Here is a 19,774-nt window from a genome sequence, read left to right as displayed (position 1 = left end):
AGAGTTCGCGATCAAGAACTGTGCCGGTGCGCCTGCGAAGCTCTCCCCACCACCTCATGCGCCAGGCACGTCGGCCGGTGCCGGAGCGACGATCAGAGGACGTGGGTGGCCAGCCAGAGCAGAGGACGGCCGGGTTGGCTTCATGTCGGCGCGCTCGAAGAACGCGTCCACCGGGCCTGGGATCCGGGCACGTTCCCTCTTGCCGAGACCCTGCTGGCGATCATGACGCTGTCCGCGGTGCCGCGCGCCCTGGGCACCCGGCTGGCCGCTCATCTGTACGGCGGGATCGTCGTGGGGCCGGGAGCCGTGCCGGATTTACCGGGCTTCCAGCATTTGCGGGGCATCCCGCTGCCCATCCAGCAGGGCGGGTGGGAGCGCAGCGCCGGCGTCTACGACGCCAGGCGGCGCACCATCGGGGTGGGCAGCGTACCGTCACCGTCGGTGAGCGTGGCGGGTCACGAGCTGGGGCACGCGCTCGACGACCTGGACGGCATGCCGTCCCAGAGCCCGTTCTGGGCGGCCCTGCATGCCACGAGCGCCGCCCGCCTTGCTCCGCCGTACCGGGAGACGGTCACCGAGCTGTACGCCGAAGCCTTCGCCTGCGTGCTGGTCCGGCGGGCCCGGCGTCTCATCCAGCTGTTCGGCGACGAACACGCCGCCCAGCAGGCCTACACCTGGTTCGCGGGGCGATATGGGATCGGCTGAGCGGCGCCCACTGCCACCGGCGTGCCGGGCGGCTATTCTGGGCAGAGAACCGTGGCAGATGGGGCGGAGGGGATGAAGCACATGACCGCGATCATGCTGGCCGGCGGCGTCCTTCGCGTTCCGGCCTCCACCGTGCTGCCCGACGGCACCCGCATCGACGGCACCAGGGACATCACGCCCGATGCCCCCGACTACCAAGACTGGCTGCCGCACGCGATCGACGAGGAAGCCTCCTGGCACGGCGACCGCGACGACGAGGAGATCCTGCGTCGCTGGCGAGAGGCAGCCAGCGCCTGACCGCCTGTCGCCGCCAGTCGCGCAGGGCGTTCAGGAGCCCTTGACCAGCGTGAACGCGCCGCGGGCCAGCCCCAGTTGCTCCGAGAGCGTCCGCCCCTGGTCGAACGGCGTCCTCGGATCGATCGCCAGGGTCGTCACCACGAACGACCTCCCGTCCGCCGTCCTGGCGAGGTGGCCCAGGTCGCTCACCCCGGGCTCCGACCCGCCCTTGTACCAGACGGACGGCCACTGGGCCTTGTCCAGCGCGAGCCCGGCGTCGTCGATCGACAGGGCCTCGGCGACGTGCTTGTCGGGGAGCCTCGACAGCCGGGCGAAGGCCTGGCACACCTGGGCCGGGGAGGCGTACCACTCGAGGGTGTCCAGCGCGCGCGGCGCGGTCCAGCCGGCGATGCGGGACAGCGGCACTTCGGCGACCACCTTGTCCAGGTAGGCGCGCTTCCCGGCCGTGCCCAGCGACAGGTACCGCTTGGCGTGCCGCGGGTAGTCGGCGCCCTTGAGCACGAACAGCTCCCGCGTGGTGAGCAGGGGCGTGTCGCGCTTGTCGCGGGTGCCCCAGGCCCGCGCCGTGCGTTCGACGTTCTTGCGGCCGGCCTGGTGGATGAGCAGGTCGGCCGCGGTGTTGTCGCTGACGGAGATCATCAGCTTGGCGGCCTCCAGCACCGACACCTTGCTGTTGTCCGGGCGGTTCTGCAACTCGCCCGAGCCCAGGCTCTTCAGCTCCGGCGTGATCGTGAGCTGGGTGTCCCAGCCGAACGCCCCGCTGGCGATGCGCTCGGCCACGGCCCCCAGCACGTAGAGCTTGAACATGGAGCCGAGCGGGCGCGCCGTGCCGGGGGCGACGGAGTGCACGGGGCGACAGCTCCCGTCCTTGGTCACCTCCGCGGCGATGAAGCCCGCCTGCGGTGCGAGCCTGCCCAGCCGCCGGTCCAGCTCCGCCCAGTCCTTGGGCGCGGGGGCGACGTGCCGCCTGAACAGCAGTCCGTTGACGAGGCCGGCGCCGTCCGTCGTGAGCGACAGGTCGAACAGGGCGCCGGCCGCCTCGACCGTGGCGGTCAGCAGGGCGTTCTCCGACCTGGTGAGCTCCTGGAGCCGCATGCCCTTGAACGCGGTCAGGGTCTGGTTGATCCGGTCGGCGGGGACGCTCTGGAGGAACCCGGCGGCGAAGTGCCGCTTCAGCTCGCTCTCCGCGATCGGCGGGCGGGTGGCGGCGTCGAGCAGCCAGCGCAACTGCTTGCCCGCGGCCGTGCCGGGGATCTCGGGCGCGGCGACGGCGGCCTGTACGGGCGCGGTCCGGCCCACGCAGGCCGCCGTCATCGTCAACGCCGTGGCGGCGGCCGCCAGAAGACGGACGGACTTGGACGAAGTGATCAGAACCAGGCTGCTTCTCATGCCTCTCAGGCAATCGCGGCAGGCTCACGGCGGACCACCATGGGAGCCGCCGTTCTGGCTGGTGGGGATGGCCGTACGAAATATGCGGATAACCTCATAGACGCCTTCGTGATCTCTCATGAGGATGGAGGCCTATGCGTTCCAGGTTGGCGGCCGGGGTGCTGGCGACGGGCGGAGCCGCCGGCATCGTGGCCAACATGGTCATCACGAGCCGCATCACGGCGAGCCGCGACCTCCCCCTCCCGGTGACCGAGTGGGTCTTCATGGGGGTGGCGCTGCTCCTGCCCGCGCTGGGCTGGTTGCTGGCCACCCGGCGTCCCGAGCTGCGTTATGGCTGGCTGCTGCTGGTCTGCGCGCTCTTCCTGGGGCTGGGACTGGTCGGCGCGGGGCTGTCGATCACGAGCGGCGCGCCGCTCTGGCTGGCCTCCCCGCTCGCCTCCGTCCTCCCCGTCTTCTACGGCCTGAACTGGATCTTCGTCCCGCTGCTCTTCCCCGAAGGACGGCTGCCCTCGCGCCGCTGGCGTGCGTTCGCGTGGATCTCGGGCGTCGCGATCGGCCTGCACGCCATGGGGCTCGTGCTGAGCGGCTACGCCGGGGCCCGGCCGCTGCCGGTCGTGGATTCGGCGCTCGCGCTGTTCGCGGTCCTGTCGGCCGCCGTCGGCCAGTTCATCACGTGGGTCATGGCGGCGATCGGGTTCTGCGGGCTCGTGCTCCGCTTCCGGCGCAGCGCGCGAGTCGAGCGGCGGCAGTACGCGTGGATGGTCGGAGGCGTGGCCGTGAGCCTGGTGGGAGGCGTCACGCAGCTGGCGTTCGCCACGTGGCTGCCGGCGGTCGCGGTGCTCGGGACGGTGGCCATGGCGGGGGCGCTGCCCGTGGCGATCGGGGTCACCGTGGTCCGCCACCGGCTGCTCGACATCGGGATCGGCATCCGGGGCTCGCGCCTGCACCTGATCTTCGACGTACGGCCGACGGTGGACGAGGTGCTGTCCGACCTCGGCACCGCCCTGGAGGACGCGCCCGAGCCCGCGGAGCAGCTCGGCCGGGTGGCCGCGGCCGTGCGGACGGCGTTGGAGGCGAGCTGGGCGGCCGTGACGCTGGCGGACGGCACCCGCGTGGTCGCCGGCCGGCAGGAGGGCCCGGCGACGCTGACGGTGCCGGTGCGCGGAGGGCTCGGCCGGATCGAGTGCGGGCCCAGAGGCGTGGGCGGGCTGACGCGCGTGGACCGGCGGCTCCTGGAGGCGCTGGCCGTACCGGCCGGGCTGGCCATCCAGAGCGCCGGCCTGGCCACCCGCCTGGTCAACGCCCAGGAGGCGGAACGCCGGCGCATCGAACGCAACATCCACGACGGCGTTCAGCAGCAGCTCGTCGCGCTCATCGCCGGGCTGGAGCTGGCCCGGTCCACCGGCGCGAGCCCCGACATGCTCGCCCACCTGCGCGAACAGGCCCGCCAGACGCTCGCCGACGTGCGCGAGCTGGCGGCCGGCATCCACCCGTCGAGCCTCAGCCAGGGCGGCCTGGTGGAGGCGGTCGAGGAGCGCTGCTCCCGCCTGCCGGTGCACACGACGGTGACCTCGGACCCCGGGCTGCGTACCAGGCGCTTCGCGGACGAGGTCGAGGGCGCGCTGTACTTCACGGTCAGCGAGGCCGTCGCCAACGCGCTCAAACACGCGGGCGCCGCCACCGTAGAGGTACGCCTGTCGCACGCGGGCGGCCGCCTGCGCGCCACGGTCGCCGACGACGGGAAGGGCTTCGACCCGGGCGCCACCGCCCGCAGGGGCCTGGCCACGCTGTCCGACCGGCTGGACGCGCTCGGCGGCGGGCTCGACCTCGACAGCTCGCCGGGAAAGGGGACACGGGTGAACGCGTGGGTGCCGGCCGATGGGTGAGCGGCTCCGTACGGTGGTCGCCGACGACCATTACCTCGTACGCGAAGGAACCCGGCAACTGCTGGACATGTCGGGCGAGATTACGGTGGTCGGCGCGGTCGGCAACGCCGACGAGCTGCTCGACGCCGTCCGCCGCCTGGGCCCCGACGTCGTGGTCACCGACATCCGGATGCCGGGCGGTGACTGGCGGCCCGGCTTCGAGGGCATCGACGCCGCCCACCGCATCAGGGCCGCGCATCCGGGGGTCGGGGTCGTGGTGCTGTCGCAGTTCTCGGACGCGTTGTTCGCGTTCGAGCTGTTCAAGCACGGCACCGAGGGCTTCGCGTACCTGCTCAAGGACCGGGTCGGGGACCTGGACGAGCTGCTGGGGGCCATCAGGGCGGTGGCCGGCGGCGGCTCCGTCATCGACCCGAAGGTCGTGGAGGGCCTGCTGGCCAAACGCGACGTCCGCGGCCAGCAGGAGGCGCTGACCGGACGCGAACGCGACGTGCTCCGCGAGATGGCGCACGGCCGCTCCAACTCGGCCATCGCCAGGGCCCTTCATCTGTCGATCTCCTCGGTGGAGAAGAACGTCAACGCCATCTTCACGAAGCTGGGGCTGGAGAACAGCGGGGACGTGCACCGCAGGGTGGCCGCGGTCCTCGCCTACCTGGGCCCCGAGCGGTAGGCGAGGCGACCTAAAGGGTGGAGGGGAAGACGCGCGGGGGCGGGGCGAGGGTCAGAGCGGCGAAGAGCTCCTGCTGGGCATCGGTGAGCTCCGTGCGCTGCAGCAAGGTGCCGGACTTGGAGACGAAGACGCCGAGCTTGATGCGGTCGAGCTCGTGTCGCAGCCGCGCCCATTCCATCCCCGTACGGCTCTCCGCGACCCGCACCAGCACCAGCGCCGCCCAGCGCAACAGCAGATCCCCCCGGACGGCCGCCTCTCCCCGCTCGCGGACGGGCCGCAGGTCGGCCACCAGGTCGTGCCAGCCGCGGTCGAAGTTGAGCAGTTGCGTGTAGCCGAGCGCGATCTCCTCCGCCGACGACTCCGGGTCCGACGTGCGCACCAGGCACTTCCCGTCGAGGTTCTCCTCGGCCTTGACGGCTTTGGCGTCGATGCGCAGCAGCCCGCCTGGCGTCAGCCGGAGGTAGCGGTTCATGCCGGGCTGGGCCGAGATGACGGTGCACAGCTCGGCACGGGCGGCGGGCGGCAGCCGGTCGGTGTCGGCGATCAGCTCGGCCAGCCGCTCCACCAGGCGGGCACGCGCACGGGCGTCCCGCTCGGCGGCTTCGGCGTCGCAATAGACCACGAACCGCTCGTCCCCCGCGATGCGCACCTCCTTGACCCGCAGGTGCGGCGCGACGCGCTGGTAGCGGCCCTGGCGGGACAGCGCCGCGTCGGCCTCGGCGGATCCCGGGCGCAGCCGCTCGCCGATGATGTAGTGAAGGTCGCCGTCCGTCCGCAGGTCACGGAGGTCATGCGCGGTGGCGCAACAGCGGTCGGCGGCCCTGATGACGCGGGACAGGGTCCAGCCCTTCAAATCGTCCCTGGCCTGCCGGATCATCGCCGAGTCGTCGGCGCAGCTGGGCCAGCACCACATCCGCAGCGGGATGCCGGTGCGCGTGGCGGCCATCCCGAGGACCACCTCGTGCGGGTCGTCGCGATCGTCCACGGCCGTCCCGAAGCACGCCAACCCGGTCAACCTGCTGTCGTCGTGCGGCCCCGGCGTGCCGGAGGGGGGCACGTGCCCGGCCCAGCCACAGGCGCAGGAGGCGTCGAAGAGCACCAGGTCGACCTGCAGGCCGTGACAGTCGACGACCCGGTGCAGCACCTCCTCCTCCATCTGGCCGTAGATCTCGACCAGCCATTCCAGGGCGCGTTCGCAGGCGTCGTCGTCGGTGGCGGGCAGCCCGTCCACGAGGACGTCCTCGTTGATCCACGCGGCGGGCGGCGGACCGTGCCCTGGTGCCAGTGCCTGCTTGGCGACGAGCGCGAAGACCACCCGCTCCGTCGCCGCGTCGAGCCCGCTTTCGCGGCACAGCCGCCGCACGGTCGCATCGATGCCGAGCTGTCGCCACAGCCCGTCCAGCACCCACGCCCCGCCCAGCGGACGGGACTCCACGAACTCCAGGCCGTCGGCCGCCACGGCGAGGAGCTGCGCGGGGTCGAGGAACTTGGCCGCCGAGGCGACCAGGCGTACCAGGGCCAACCGGCTGGAGACGTTCTCCTCCCTGCCGAAGTTGTAGATGACCTGCACCTTCGAGCGCTGCGTGGCCTGATCCCACTCGTTGTGCGCCAGCTGCAGGTAGCGGACAACGGTGCCGTCCTTATTGCGCCGGGGGGTCGACCGTAAGTACATGAATCGAAGTTAACACCCCTCCCCATAAGCCGAATCTAATGTCACCACACCGTGACAACGGGTAATACTCGGACCCGACTCGATGAGTAATTCGGCGGGCCGGCCGACGCCGGCGGGTGGGCCCGATGCCGTTCCCGGTCCCGCCGCGTCGGGCGAAGTCCCAGGTCAGCGGCGGAATCGCGGGAAATAGCCAAAAAATGAACGACCGTGTATCTAGGTCGCACCGCCGCCGGACGGGTGAAAAAGCTACTTGAACAGCGGGTACGGCCGGTGCACGCCGGGCGGGCCGCGCTCAGGACCCGTTCGGGCAAGAGCCCTTACCAGACAATTAAGACGGCCCTCCACGAGCGCGCGAATCCATTGACAGAAGCTCTGACTCACCGGGCTTGGCATACCGCTGAGCCGCGTGGATGATGAGGGATCATGAGCACCTGGCCCTTTCGGCGGCCTGCGGAGCCGGTGACCCGGCGACTCCCCGCCGTCGCCCACGCGGAGGCGCCCAACTAGACCGTGACGGTGCGACTTCTCACTGTGAGGACGACAGGACAACCATGCGGAAATACGTCCTATTTTGCGGCGGATAGTTCGCGACGACGGTGTAATAGGCACGAAGTAACGGGGTGAACGATTTGCACCAAGACGAAACCCAATACGGTCCGTCCCTTGACCCGGGTGACCACTCCCCCTGCGTCATCACACCTTCTGAACCGAAAATCGTATCTGTCCCGATCGCCACGCTGATGCCCGGCGAATCACCCCGCCTGCAGGGTCAGGATCAGGAGCACGTGACCCGGCTGGCCGAGATCGACGGACCGCTCCCTCCCATTCTCGTCCGTCGCTCCGACAGGCGGGTCATCGACGGGATGCACCGTCTGCTCGCCGCCCTCATACGCGGGCAGGAGAGCATCGACGTCGAATTCTTCGACGGCACCACGGAGGACGCCTTTCTCCGCGCCGTCGAGACGAACATCGCGCACGGCCTGCCACTGACCCAGGCCGATCGGCGGGCCGCGGCGACCCGGATCGTGCTCTCGCATCCGCACATGTCGGATCGTGCGATCGCGCGGGCGTCGGGGCTCGGGGCCAAGGCCGTGGCCTCCATCCGCCGGCGTTCAACTGACTCCGTCCCGCAGTTGAACGCCCGCATCGGCCGGGACGGCAGGGTTCGCCCGCTGAGCGGGGACAGCGGCCGGTTACGAGCCGCCGAGGTGATCGCGCGCAACCCCGACGCCTCGCTCCGCGAGGTGGCCAGGCTCGCCGGCATCTCCCCCGCCACGGCCGGTGACGTGCGCAAGCGCATGCTGTCGAACGAGCCGCCGACGATGACCCGCCCCGCGGCCGCCAGTTCCGTCCCAGCCGCCGACACCGCGGCCGAACCGCTCCACGACGACGTGCTGTCCATGCACGCCGGGCGGCGCTCCGAGCCGGGGTCCGCGGCGCGCCCGCCGGAGCCGATCATGATGCTGGACAAGCTGCTGCGCGACCCGTCGCTGCGCCTGAAGGAGGAGGGCCGCCAGCTCCTGCGGCTGCTGCAGCAGAACGCGATCGCGACCGAGTGCTGGTCCGAGCTGATCGCCGCGGTCCCGCCGCACTGGGAGGCCCTGGTGGTCAGGCTGGCGCGCCAGTACGCCGCCACCTGGCAGCAGTTCGCGCAGACGCTCGACGAGCGGGACGGGTCACCGGTGTGGAAGGCGGTCGGCCAGTAGCCGGGCGGACCGGACGTCACCGGGCGCCGTCTCCGATCGGGGAAACGCCGACGTCGCCGACGCACCGGAGGTGGTCGGCGACGTGGTGGGACCGGTTACTGCTTCTCCATCGCCTCGATCAGGCTCTTGGGCCGCATGTCGGTCCAGGACTTCTCGATGTAGTCGAGGCACTCCTGGCGTCCGGCCTGCCCGAAGACCGTCTTCCAGCCCTCCGGGACCGCCACGAACACGGGCCAGAGCGAGTGCTGATTCTCGTCGTTCACCAGGACCAGGTACTGGGCATCCGGGTCGTCGAACGGGTTCGTCACCACGTCGTCCTTTCTCGGGTACGGGATGTGGGTGGCGCCGGAGCGCGGACGTCCGTACGGCTCCGGTCCGGCGTTCGGTGGCCGCGTGATGCGTCGCTCGGCCCCGCTGGGATCAACTATGAACGCAGACGCCGTGCGCCAGTCAACCTCGACGGTTTCCCTGTTCAAGTGCGCGCTGGCGGCAGTTGGCCGGGCACGGGTGAGCGCCGCCGTCCCCCTCACGGGGTTCCTTCGACAGTGAGGCAGGTGTCCATTGACGGCACTGCGGTTCGACGACTCGATCACCCGGCAGCGGGTGAGGCGGGGCACGGTGCGGCGGATCCTCCCGTATGCGCTGCGCTACCGCTGGTTCCTGGCCCTGCTGATGCTGGCCACGGTCGCCGGCGCGGTCATCACGGCCGTGGGGCCGCTGATCCTGAAAATGATCATCGATGACGGGATCCTGCCCCGGCGGACCGGCACGGTGGTGTGGTTGTGCCTGCTGGTCGCCGGGCTGTCCCTGGTGGAGGGCGGGGCGGCGTACCTGGGGGCCTGGTGCTCGGGCCGGATCGGCGAGGGCCTGGTCCACGACCTGCGGACCAAGGTGTTCGCGCACGTGCAGCGGCAACCCTTGGCGTTCTTCACGCGTACCCAGACCGGCGCACTGGTCAGCAGGCTCAACACCGACGTGGTGGGCGCCCGGCAGGCGGTGACGACGCTGCTGTCGCAGTCGGTGTCGACGCTGCTCACGCTCGTGCTCATCCTCGTCGCGATGCTCTACCTGTCGTGGCAGATCACCGTCGCGGCGCTGCTGATGATCCCGTTCTTCCTGCTGCCGGCGCGGCTGGTGGCCAGGCGGCAGGAGCGGCTCGCCCGCGAGTCGATGGAGCTGGACGCCGGCATGAGCTCGATGATGCACGAGCGCTTCAACGTCTCGGGCGCGCTGCTGTCCAAGCTGTACGGCCACCCGGACGACGACCTGGCCGCCTTCGCGCGCAAGACGGCGAGGATCCGCGACATCTCCATCCTGCGCGTCGTGTACGGACGCCTGTTCGGCATCGTCGTCACCGTGCTCACGGCGCTGACCACGGCCATCGTCTACGGCCTGGGCGGCGTGCTGACCATCGCGGGCTCGCTCGAACTCGGGACCCTGGTCGCCATGGTGGCCCTGCTGATGCGGCTCTACGGACCGGTCAACCTGCTGGCCTCGATGCAGGCCACCGCGTTGACGGCGCTGGTCAGCTTCGACCGGGTGCTGGAGGTGCTCGACCTGGAGCCGCAGATCACCGAGCGGCCCGGCGCCCGCGCGCTGAACGGGCCGGCCGCCTCGGGGCCGGCGGCGCCTGACGTCGTCTTCGACCGGGTGGGCTTCCGCTACCCGGACGCGGGCCAGGTCTCCCTGGCCTCCCTGGAGTCCGCCGCGCCCCGCGGACCGGAAGGGCCCAGCGAGTCGTGGACGCTGCGGGAGCTCAGCTTCCGGGCGCCCGCCGGACGGCTGACCGCGCTGGTCGGGCCCTCGGGAGCGGGCAAGACCACGATCACCCAGCTCGTGCCGCGCCTGTACGACGCCACCGAGGGCAGCGTGCGGATCGGCGGCCAGGACGTCCGCGACCTGACGCTGCAGTCCCTGCGGGACGCGGTCGGCGTGGTCAGCCAGGATGCACACCTGTTCCACGACACCCTGCGGGCCAACCTGGAGTACGCCAGGCCGGGCGCGAGCGAACGGGAGGTGATCACGGCCTGCCGGGCGGCGCTGGTCTGGGACACGATCCAGGCCCTGCCGGACGGCCTGGACACCGTGGTCGGCGAGCGCGGCCACCGCCTGTCCGGCGGCGAGAAGCAGCGGGTGGCCCTGGCCAGACTGCTGCTGAAAGCGCCGCCGATCATGGTGCTCGACGAGGCCACCGCGCACCTGGACTCGGAGTCGGAGGCGGCGATCCAGCGGGCGCTGCGGAGCGCGCTGGCCGGGCGTACGTCGCTGGTGATCGCGCACCGGCTGTCCACGGTCCGTGAGGCCGACCAGATCCTGGTCGTGGCGGCCGGCCGGATCCGCGAGCGGGGCACGCACGAGGAGCTGCTGCTGGCCGGCGGCCTGTACGCGGACCTGTACCGCACGCAGTTCGCCGGGCAGGCGGCCGGCAACCCGCGGTGACGCCGCTCGCTTTAGCGCGGTCGCGGAACTATCTTCAACACGGGCGTTTCCGGGCATGGGCCCGAATCTGTTTTGGGAGTTCGCAGTGGTTTCTGGCCGAGTGGTGAAGTTCGACGGGACGAGGGGCTACGGGTTCATCGCGCCCGACGACGGTGGGGAGGATGTGTTCCTCCACGTCAACGACATGCTGATCCCCGAGTCCGCGGTGCGGGCGGGGCTGGCGGTGGTGTTCGAGGCCGAAGAGGGAGACAGAGGGCCGAAGGCGTCGCGGGTCCGGCTGGCGGAGGGCGCAGTCGCGGCGGCGAGCGTGGCGGCGGCGCCTTCCGCGGCCGTCTCGGAGGTGGTGGACGACGATTCGATGTGCGACGTGCTCGACGCGGAGGAGTACCTGCGGGAGGTGACGGAGATCCTGCTGAGCGAGGCCCCGTCGCTGACGGGCGACCAGATCCTGCAGGTCCGCGTGGCCCTGCTGCAGTTCGCGAAGAACCACGGCTGGGCCGAGGGCTGACGGCACGTGGAAGAGGGCGGGGATCGGTCCTACCGGTCCCCGCCCTCTTCGTGTTTCTAGCGCGGCGGGACGGAGAAGTCGTGCACGACGACGGCGACGGCGCCGACGCTGGGGTGACGCTGGAAGACCGCCTCGATCTCGCCCAGTTCCATCCGGACCCCGGCGATCTTCACCTGCCGGTCCACCCGGCCGAGGTACTGCAGGGCGCCCTGCGGCAGCGCCCGCACCGCGTCGCCGGTGCGGTAGAGGCGACCGGTGGGCGTGGCCGCGAAGGGATCCTGGAAGAACGCCTCGCGGGTGCGATCGTGGTCGCCGGCGTACCCGCGGCCCACGCACACGCCGCCGACGAACAACTCGCCGGTCTCGCCCGGCTCGCAGGCGTGCCAGCCGTCGTCCTCGCGGCGCAGGACGTACAGGTCGGCGTTGACGACGGGGGTGCCGATCGGCAGGCGCAGCAGGTCGAGGTCGGCGGCCGTGACGGTGTGGTGGGTGACGTCGTCGGAGCACTCGGTCGGCCCGTAAGCGTTGACCAGCCCGGCGTGCGGCATCTCGCGCAGCCAGCGGCGCGCCACCTCGGTGGGCAGTTCCTCGCCGGTGGCGAGCATCCAGCGCAGGCCGGCGAGCAGGTCCGCCTCGGGGGCGGCGGCCAGGTCGTCGAGGAGCAGCCGGACCATGGTGGGGACGAGCTCGACGATCGTGACGCCGTGCTCGCCCACGAGCCGGGCGAAGGCCACCGAGTCGTACGCCGTCGCGTCCCCGACCACGCTGACCTGCCCTCCGACGACGAGCGGGCAGAGCATCTGCCAGATGGAGATGTCGAACCCGAGCGGCGCCGTCTGCGCCACCACGTCGTCGCCGGTCAGGCCCAGGTCGACGACCTTGGCGTGCAGGTGGTTGAGCATGCCTTGGTGCTCGACCACCGCGCCCTTGGGACGGCCGGTGGAGCCGGAGGTGAACAGCATGTACCGCGGCTGGTCGAGCGCTTCGAGCCGGGCGGGGCCCCGCCACGGCGCGTGCCGGGCGGCCGCGTCCGCGCGCACGACGCGCACCCCGGCGGCCCGCGCGCCCTCGGCGAGCGCCGGCGCCGCGGCCCCGCGGGAGGTGTCCAGCAGCAGCACGGCGCCGGCCTGCGTCAGGACGCCGGCCACCCGCCCGGCGGGCCAGCCGCCGTCCGCGGGCACGTAGACCGCGCCGACCAGCTCGATCGCCAGGAACGCGGCGATGACCTCGACGTTGCGTTCGCCGCCCACCGCGACGACCGTGCCGGGGCCGGCGCCCTCGTGCTCCAGCAGCGCGGCCAGGCGGCGCGCCTCGACGGCCAGTTCGCCGTAGGCGAGGCGGCGGGTCCCGTCCCTGACGGCGGGGCGGCCGGCGTCGGTGCGCTCGACCCAGGTGATCACGGCGTCGGCCAGGTCGGCCGCGTGCGGGCGGCGCATCGCCAGCTCGCGGGCGCGCCGGACCTGCGGGGGTGAGATGGGCAGCACGGGCAGTTCTGCGAGGCCGGGCAGGCCGTCCGCGAATGTCATTCACACGCTCCGATAATTGCCAGGAATTTCCGGACCTTGCCGGGCCGAGATGGCCTCAAGTATCGTGATCCGAGCTACGACGATCAAGGTTGTGCAGGGCCGGGAAAAATAGCCGGCGGCTCGTTTCCACCCCCTGACCCGTTTCTGTCGCATCCATTCCCGTGAGCAGGGGGGTTCGGCGAAGTGCCTGTTATCAAAGCCCCGCAAGAGTTCAATGTCGAAGACCTTTTCATAGATCTGCGGGCGGTGCTCGGGACTGCACTCTATTTGAAATGCGAAGGGTTCAACTTCGCGGGATCCGTCAAGTTGAAGGCGGCCGCGGAAATGGTCGCCGCCGCCGAGCGCGACGGCCTGATCGGCCTGGACTCGGTGCTGGTGGAGTCGTCGTCCGGGAATCTCGGCGTCGCGCTGGCGATGGTCGCGGCCGACCGGGGCCTGCGTTTCGTGTGCGTCACCGACCCGCGCTGCAACACCGCCTCGCGGCGGCTCATGCGCTCGCTGGGCGCCGAGGTCGTCGTCGTCGAGGCGCAGGACGCCAACGGCGGCTACCTGAACAGCCGCATCTCCCACGTCCGCGACCTGTGCGCGTCCGACCCCCGCTACGTGTGGCTCAACCAGTACGCCAACCCGGGCAACTGGCGCGCCCACTACCTGCACACGGCGCCCGCGATCGCCCGCAGCTTCCCCGGCCTGGAGGTGCTGTTCGTCGGCGCGGGCACCACGGGCACGCTGATGGGCTGCGCCCGCTACTTCAAGGAGCGCGGCGCGCCGGTCACGATCGTGGCGGTCGACGCGGTCGGCTCGGTGACGTTCGGCGGCGTCCCGGAGCGCCGCATGGTGCCGGGGCTGGGCACGAGCGTGCGGCCCGAACTGGTGGACGAGTCGTGGCTGGACGACGTGGTGCACGTCCCGGAGCCGGACACGATCATGGCCTGCCACAGCCTGGCCGCCCGCGGTTTCCTGTTCGGCGGCTCCACGGGCACCGTCGTGAGCGGTGCCTCGCGCTGGCTGGCCGAGAAGTACCCGGGCGAGGAGCCGGTCGCGGTCGCGGTCTCCCCCGACCTCGGCGAGCGCTACCTCGACTCGATCTACGAGGAGGGCTGGCTGCGTGATCACTTCGGCCGCCTCGACCTGCCCGACCGACCTGACAGGAGCGAGAGACCATGACCCGTGCCCCATCGTTCGCCGTCGTCCCGGGAGAGCAGGTCGCGGGCGTCCTGCACGGCCGGGAGAAGCAGGTCACGGACGTGGTGGCGGCGGCCTACCGGCTGCACGGTGAGGGCCGCACGGTCAACCCGGACTCCTACTTCCTGCGCTTCCCCGACCGGCCGTCGGCGCGGATCATCGCGCTGCCCGCCTCGGTCGGGGAGCCGGTGGACGTGCACGGCGTCAAGTGGATCTCCTCGTTCCCCGAGAACGTGGCGGCGGGTCTGCCGCGCGCCTCGGCGGTGCTGATCCTCAACGACACGGCGACCGGCTATCCGGTGGCGTGCCTGGAGAGTTCGATCATCAGCGCGGCCCGCACCGCCGCCTCGGCCGCGCTCGCGGCCACGACGCTGGCCGCCGCCCGCGGGGTGACGCCGCGCCGCGCCGGGTTCGTGGGCGTGGGGCTCATCGCCCGTTACGTGCACACGTACCTGGCGGCCAACGGGCTGTCGTTCGACGAGGTCGGCGTGTTCGACCTCGTCCGCGAGCACGCCGAGGGCTTCCAGGGATACCTGGAGGGAGCCGGGGCGGGCTCCGTCACCATCCACGACAGCGCGGAGTCGCTGGTAGCCGAGTCGGACCTGGTCGTGCTGGCCACGGTCGCAGGGGAGCCGCACCTGCACGCGCCGGAGCTGCTGGCGCACAACCCGCTGGTGCTGCACGTCTCGCTGCGCGACCTCTCGCCGGAGATCATCCTGGCGTCCTGCAACATCGTCGACGACGTCGAGCACTGTCTGAAGGCCGGCACGTCGCCGCACCTCGCCGAGCAGCGCGTCGGCAACCGCTCGTTCGTGGCCGGCACCCTGTACGACGTGATGGAGGGCCGGGTCGTCCCGCCCGCGGCGCGTCCGGTCGTGTTCTCGCCGTTCGGCCTCGGGGTGCTCGATCTCGCCGTGGCCAGTTACGTCCACGACGAGGTCGCCGCGTCGGGCGACCTCATGACCGTGCCCGGCTTCTTCCATGAGATGAAGCGCTACGGCTGACCCCGTCACCGCCGAGCTCAGAGCCCGCTCCCCCGCTGCCGGGGGGCGGGCTCTCAGCCGTCCAGGCCCAGCCGGCGGGACACCGCGGACCACACCTCGGCCAGGGTGTCGGGCTTGGCGATCTCGTAGTGGGTGCAGGCGATGCTCTCGACCGCGATCTCGCCGGTCACGTACGGCCGCCACAGCTCGGGGCGGGGCTCCTGTCCCGGCCTGCCGTCCTCCGCGACGATGAGCAGGATGTCGCCGTCGAACCGGCCGTGCCGGAAGCCGCGGCGCAGCCTGCGGTGGTTCTGCAGCAGGCGGGCGAACGTGCGGATCTCGTCCTCGGTGGCCGCGCCGAAGCCGTTGCCGGCCTGCCAGCGCACGATGTCCATCTGCCGCTCCAGGGCGGCGTCGGGATCGTCGTCGTGCTCGTCGGCGTCCTGCTCGGGCACCCACGGGTACTGGTCGAGCAGGACCAGCGCCGCGACCTCCTCGCCGGCAGCGCGGAGCTGGACGGCGATCTCGTGCGCGACGCCGCCGCCGTATGACCAGCCGAGCAGGTGGTACGGGCCGCTCGGCTGCACGGAGCGGATCTGCTCGACGTAGTCGGCCGCCATCTCCTCGACGGACCGGGCGAACTCCGTGGTGCCGTCGAGGCCGCGGGCCTGCACGCCGTACAAGGGGATGCCGGGCTGGACGTGGCGGGCCAGCGGCATGTAGCACCAGCTCAGGCCGCCCGCGGCGTGGACGCAGAAGAACGGCGGCCGCTCGCCCTCCGCGCGGATGGGCAGCAGCACGCCGAGGGCGTCCCGTACGGACGACAGCGTCATCCGCTTCATCAGCTCGGCGACCGTGGGGGCGACGAACAGGTCGCGGACCGCGACCGTCACGCCGCGGCCGCGCAGCCGCTCCACCAGCCGCACGGCGAGCAGCGAGTGGCCGCCGAGCGCGAAGAAGTCGTCGTCCACGCCGACCTCGGGCACGCCCAGGACCTCGGCGAACGCCTCGCACAGCCCGGACGTGACCGAGGTGACGTCCCAGTGGGTGACGCGTTCCTGAGCCTCCGGGGCCGCGGCCGGGAGCGCCTTGCGGTCGAGCTTGCCGTTCGGCATGAGCGGCAGCCGGTCGATCACCACGACGGCCGCGGGCACCATGTAGCCGGGCAGGCGTTCCTGGGCGGCGGCGCGTACCGCCTGCGGCAGGCCGTCGGCGTCGCCGTCCGGCACCACGTAGGCGACCAGCCGCTTGTCCCCGGGGTCGTCCTCGCGTACCAGCGCGACGGCCTGCGCCACGCGCGGGTGCGCGGCGAGGACGGCCTCGATCTCGCCCAGCTCGACGCGGAAGCCGCGGATCTTGACCTGGTCGTCGGAGCGGCCGGCGTACTGGAGCTCGCCTCCGGCCGTCCACCGCACCACGTCGCCGGTGCGGTACATGCGGGCACCGGGCCGGAAGGGGCAGGCCACGAAGCGGCCCGCCGTCAGCCCCGGGCGGCCCAGGTAACCGCGGGCCATGCCCTCACCCGCGATGTACAGTTCGCCGGTCACGCCGGGGGGCACCGGCCGCAGGTCGTCGTCCAGGACGTACACCTGGGTGTTGGCGACGGGGACGCCGATCGAGGACACGTCGGGCGCGCCCGACGTGAGGCGCTTGGCGGTGGACCAGACCGTGGTCTCGGTGGGGCCGTACAGGTTCGTCAGGGTCGGCGTCCGGCCGAGCAGCGTGTGCGCCAGGTCGGCGGGCAGGGCCTCGGCGCCGATCATGGCGCGGATCCTGGTCCAGTCGACCGGGTCGTCGGCGTCGGCGACCAGGCCGCGCCAGAGGCTGGGCGTGGCGTGCACCGTCGTCGCGCCGGTGGAGCGGATGAGCGCGCGCAGCGCCCACGGGTCGAGCACCTGCTCCTGCGCGGCCATGACGATGCGCGCGCCGTTGACCAGCGGCAGGTAGAACTCGAAGCCGGCCATGTCGCAGCCGTGCGTGCTCACCGCGAGCAGGCGCTCGTCCGGGGTCAGCGCGAACATGTCCTGCATCGACAGCAGGAAGTTGACGATGGCGCGGTGCTCGACCAGCACGCCCTTGGGACGGCCGGTGGAGCCGGAGGTGTAGATGACCCACATCGGGTGCTCGGGACGCGTGGCGACGCCCGGCCGGCCGGCCGCCTCCGCGCGCACCGCCGCATCGTCGATCATGACGATCGGCACGCCGTCGCCGATCTCGAACCCGGGCAGCCGCTCGCGCATGTCCTCGCCGGTCAGCACGCACGCCGCGCCGGAGTCGGCGATCACGTACGCGATGCGGCCCGCGGGGTAGGCCGGGTCGATCGGCAGGTAGGCGGCCCCGGCCTTGATGACGCCGAGCAGCGCCACCACCAGGTCGATCCCACGGTCGAAGACGACGGCCACGATCGACTCGGGGCCGATGCCCCTGCCGATCAGATGGCGGGCGACCTGGTTGGCGCGGGCGTCGAGGGCGGCATAGGTCAGCTCGGTCGTCCCGGAGGTGAGGGCGGTGGCGTGGGGCGTACGTGTCGCCTGCGCCTCGAACAGCTCCACGACGGTCGTGGCGGGGAGCGGGGCGGCGGTGTCGTTCCAGGCGGTCAGCATGCGGCGCCGCTCGTCCGCGTCGAGCACGTCCACGGCGCTCAGCCTGGTGCCCGGCTCGGCGGCGAGGGCGGCCAGCACGCGGACCAGGCGTTCGGCGATGCGCTCCACCGAGGCCAGGTCGAACAGGTCGGCGGCGCCGATCACCGCGCCGCGCATCCCCGCCGGAGCGCCGTCGGCGTCGAACGTCTCGCCGACGCTGACGTCCAGGTCGAACTTCACCACCGACAGTTGCTCGCCAGGTGTGGCGGCGGTGCTTCGGTCGGCGCCCCGGGTCGCGGCAAGGTCCGGCAGGTCCAGCCTGGCGCCCTCGGTGTTCTGCAGCAGCAGCATCACCTGGAACAGCGGGTGGCGGGCCAGCGACCTGGCCGGGGACAGCTCCTCCACAAGGCGTTCGAAGGGCACGTCCGGATGGGCGAACGCCCCCAGCCCCGCCTCCCTGACCCGCCCCAGCACCTCGCGCAGGGTGGGGTCGCCGGACAGGTCGGTACGCAGGACGAAGGTGTTGACGAAGTACCCCACGAGGTCGTCGAGCGCCTCGTCGGTGCGTCCGGCCAGCGCCGAGCCGATGGGCACGTCGGTGCCGCCGCCGAGCCGGGACAGCAGCACAGCCAACGCCCCGTGCAGCATCATGAACATGGTCACGCCCTCATCACGGGCGACCTCGCGCAGCCGGGCGTGCACCTCGGATGGGATCTCCAGCGGCACCCGCCGTCCCAGGTGCCCGGCCACCTCGGGCCGCGTGCGGTCGAAGGGCAGCTCCAGCTCCTCCGGCAGGCCGGCCAGCGTCTCCCGCCAATAGGCGACCTGGCTGGAGATGAGGCTGTCCGGGTCCTCTCCGTCGCCGAGCACGGCACGCTGCCACAGCGCGTAGTCGGCGTACTGCACCGGCAGCGGCTCCCACCCCGGCGCCCGTCCCTCGCGGCGTGCGGCGTAGGCGGTGGAGACGTCCCTGGCCAGCGGCGCCCACGACCAGCCGTCGCCGGCGATGTGGTGCACCACGACGACGAGCACGTGCTCCTCCGGCCCGCCGCTGAACAGCCAGGCCCGGATCGGCGGCTCGGCGGACAGGTCGAAGGTGTGCGCCCGCGCCGCCTCCACCGCCGCTTCCAGGTCCCCGGGCGCGACCCGCGCCGTGGTCAGCTCCCAGTCGAGGTCCTCGACGGGCAGGATGTGCTGGTACGGCTCCCCGTCGGCCACGGGGAACACCGTGCGCAGCACCTCGTGGCGGGCGAGGACGTCACGGAAGGCGGCGGCCATGGCCGGGACGTCCACCGGGCCGGCCAGCCGTACCGCGACGGGGATGTTGTACGTGGCGCTCGGGCCTTCGAGCTTGGCGATGATCCACATGCGCCGCTGGCCGTAGGAGAGGGGGATGCGGCCGGGGCGCTCGCCCGCCGTCAGCGGGGCGCGGGCCCGGGCCGCGCCGTTCAGACCGGCGGCCAGGCCCGCCACGGTGGGGGTGTCGAACAGGGCGCGGATCTCGATCTCGACGCCGAGGAGTGCGCGGATGCGGCTGACCAGGCGGACGGCCAGGAGCGAGTGGCCGCCGAGTGCGAAGAAGTCGTCGTCGACGCTCACCTCGGGCAGCCCGAGCACCTCGGCGAAGGCCAGGCACAGGATCTCCTCCTGCGCGGTCGCCGCCTGACGGCCGCCGGCCGTGTGGGCGGAGGCGTAGTCGGGGGCGGGGAGGGCGTGGCGGTCGAGCTTGCCGTTGGCGGTCAGCGGGAGGGCTTCCAGGACGACCCACGCCGAGGGGATCATGTGGTCCGGCAGCCGCTCGGCCGCGAAGCGGCGCACCAGCGACGGCAGCTCTGCCGTGTTGTCCGTGTCACCGGCCACCAGATACCCGACCAGCCGCACATCACCCGGCGCCTCTTCCCGGGCGACCACAGCCACCTGCTCCGCACCCCGGCAGCCGGCCAGCACCGCGCCGACCTCACCCGGCTCCACCCGGAAACCACGAATCTTCACCTGGTCATCCACCCGGCCCGCGAACACCACCTGCCCATCGGGAGTCCAGCGAGCCCGATCACCCGTCCGATACATCCGCCCGCTCTCAAACGGGCAAGCCACGAACCGCTCCCCGGTCAACCCCGGCCGCCCCAGATAGCCACGCGCCACCTGCGCCCCGGCGATATACAACTCGCCCGTCACCCCTGCGGGGACCGGCGCGAGGTGTTCGTCGAGCACATACAGGCTCGTGTTCGC

The 19,774-nt window shown here is 72.0% G+C and carries 14 protein-coding genes; 9 read left to right on the top strand and 5 right to left on the bottom strand.

Annotated features, from left to right (window positions below):
• The first annotated feature begins 105 nt into the window (after positions 1-105).
• Complete coding sequence (locus ABZS69_RS59420; protein ID WP_355391380.1) at positions 106-705, top strand: hypothetical protein; 600 nt, start codon at positions 106-108, stop codon at positions 703-705.
• An 81-nt stretch (positions 706-786) separates the two neighbouring features.
• The gene (locus tag ABZS69_RS59415; RefSeq protein ID WP_355391378.1) at positions 787-1,002 is read left to right on the top strand and encodes a hypothetical protein; all 216 of its coding nucleotides are present in this window, start codon (positions 787-789) and stop codon (positions 1,000-1,002) included.
• A 30-nt stretch (positions 1,003-1,032) separates the two neighbouring features.
• On the opposite strand, the gene ABZS69_RS59410 is transcribed toward ABZS69_RS59415, so the two are convergent.
• Positions 1,033-2,391: a serine hydrolase gene (locus tag ABZS69_RS59410; protein ID WP_355391376.1), complete on the bottom strand. Its 1,359-nt coding sequence runs from the start codon at positions 2,389-2,391 to the stop codon at positions 1,033-1,035.
• A gap of 134 nt (positions 2,392-2,525) precedes the next feature.
• Here ABZS69_RS59410 and ABZS69_RS59405 point away from each other — a divergent pair, with 134 nt between their 5' ends.
• Positions 2,526-4,277 carry an ATP-binding protein gene (locus ABZS69_RS59405; protein WP_355391373.1) on the top strand — a complete coding sequence of 584 codons (1,752 nt, stop codon included), beginning with the start codon at positions 2,526-2,528 and terminating at the stop codon, positions 4,275-4,277.
• Positions 4,270-4,944: a response regulator transcription factor gene (locus ABZS69_RS59400; RefSeq protein ID WP_355391370.1), complete on the top strand. Its 675-nt coding sequence runs from the start codon at positions 4,270-4,272 to the stop codon at positions 4,942-4,944. The genes ABZS69_RS59405 and ABZS69_RS59400 overlap by 8 nt, the downstream gene beginning before the upstream one ends.
• 10 nt (positions 4,945-4,954) lie before the next feature.
• Here the strand turns inward: ABZS69_RS59400 and ABZS69_RS59395 are convergent, their stop codons facing one another.
• The gene (locus ABZS69_RS59395; protein WP_355391367.1) at positions 4,955-6,616 is read right to left on the bottom strand and encodes a transposase; all 1,662 of its coding nucleotides are present in this window, start codon (positions 6,614-6,616) and stop codon (positions 4,955-4,957) included.
• A gap of 620 nt (positions 6,617-7,236) precedes the next feature.
• Here ABZS69_RS59395 and ABZS69_RS59390 point away from each other — a divergent pair.
• Complete coding sequence (locus ABZS69_RS59390) at positions 7,237-8,322, top strand: ParB/RepB/Spo0J family partition protein (RefSeq protein WP_355391364.1); 1,086 nt, start codon at positions 7,237-7,239, stop codon at positions 8,320-8,322.
• Between the two features lie 95 nt (positions 8,323-8,417).
• Here the strand turns inward: ABZS69_RS59390 and ABZS69_RS59385 are convergent, their stop codons facing one another.
• Positions 8,418-8,630, bottom strand: coding sequence for an MbtH family protein (locus ABZS69_RS59385; protein ID WP_355391361.1), 213 nt, complete (start codon positions 8,628-8,630; stop codon positions 8,418-8,420).
• A gap of 253 nt (positions 8,631-8,883) precedes the next feature.
• Between ABZS69_RS59385 and ABZS69_RS59380 the strand changes: the two genes are divergently transcribed.
• Positions 8,884-10,761: an ABC transporter ATP-binding protein gene (locus ABZS69_RS59380; RefSeq protein ID WP_355391359.1), complete on the top strand. Its 1,878-nt coding sequence runs from the start codon at positions 8,884-8,886 to the stop codon at positions 10,759-10,761.
• An 85-nt stretch (positions 10,762-10,846) separates the two neighbouring features.
• Complete coding sequence (locus ABZS69_RS59375) at positions 10,847-11,269, top strand: cold shock domain-containing protein (RefSeq protein ID WP_355391356.1); 423 nt, start codon at positions 10,847-10,849, stop codon at positions 11,267-11,269.
• Positions 11,270-11,325: 56 nt separating this feature from the next.
• Here ABZS69_RS59375 and ABZS69_RS59370 read toward each other — a convergent pair whose 3' ends face one another.
• Positions 11,326-12,795, bottom strand: coding sequence for an amino acid adenylation domain-containing protein (locus ABZS69_RS59370; RefSeq protein WP_355391353.1), 1,470 nt, complete (start codon positions 12,793-12,795; stop codon positions 11,326-11,328).
• A 183-nt stretch (positions 12,796-12,978) separates the two neighbouring features.
• On the opposite strand from ABZS69_RS59370, the gene sbnA reads away from it, so the two are divergent.
• On the top strand, positions 12,979-13,962 hold the full coding sequence (gene sbnA, locus ABZS69_RS59365; RefSeq protein ID WP_355391350.1) for a 2,3-diaminopropionate biosynthesis protein SbnA: 984 nt from the start codon (positions 12,979-12,981) through the stop codon (positions 13,960-13,962).
• The gene (gene sbnB / locus ABZS69_RS59360) at positions 13,959-14,984 is read left to right on the top strand and encodes a 2,3-diaminopropionate biosynthesis protein SbnB (protein ID WP_355391347.1); all 1,026 of its coding nucleotides are present in this window, start codon (positions 13,959-13,961) and stop codon (positions 14,982-14,984) included. Before sbnA ends, sbnB begins: the two co-directional genes overlap by 4 nt.
• A gap of 53 nt (positions 14,985-15,037) precedes the next feature.
• Here the strand turns inward: sbnB and ABZS69_RS59355 are convergent, their stop codons facing one another.
• Entirely contained in the window at positions 15,038-19,756 is a 4,719-nt protein-coding gene (locus ABZS69_RS59355; RefSeq protein ID WP_355391344.1) for an amino acid adenylation domain-containing protein, read from the bottom strand.
• Between the last annotated feature and the right edge of the window lie 18 nt (positions 19,757-19,774).

The organism is Nonomuraea sp. NPDC005650 (genome assembly GCF_040605375.1).
Taxonomy (GTDB): Bacteria; Actinomycetota; Actinomycetes; order Streptosporangiales; family Streptosporangiaceae; genus Nonomuraea.
This window is presented reverse-complemented; position numbering and strand designations above follow the sequence as displayed.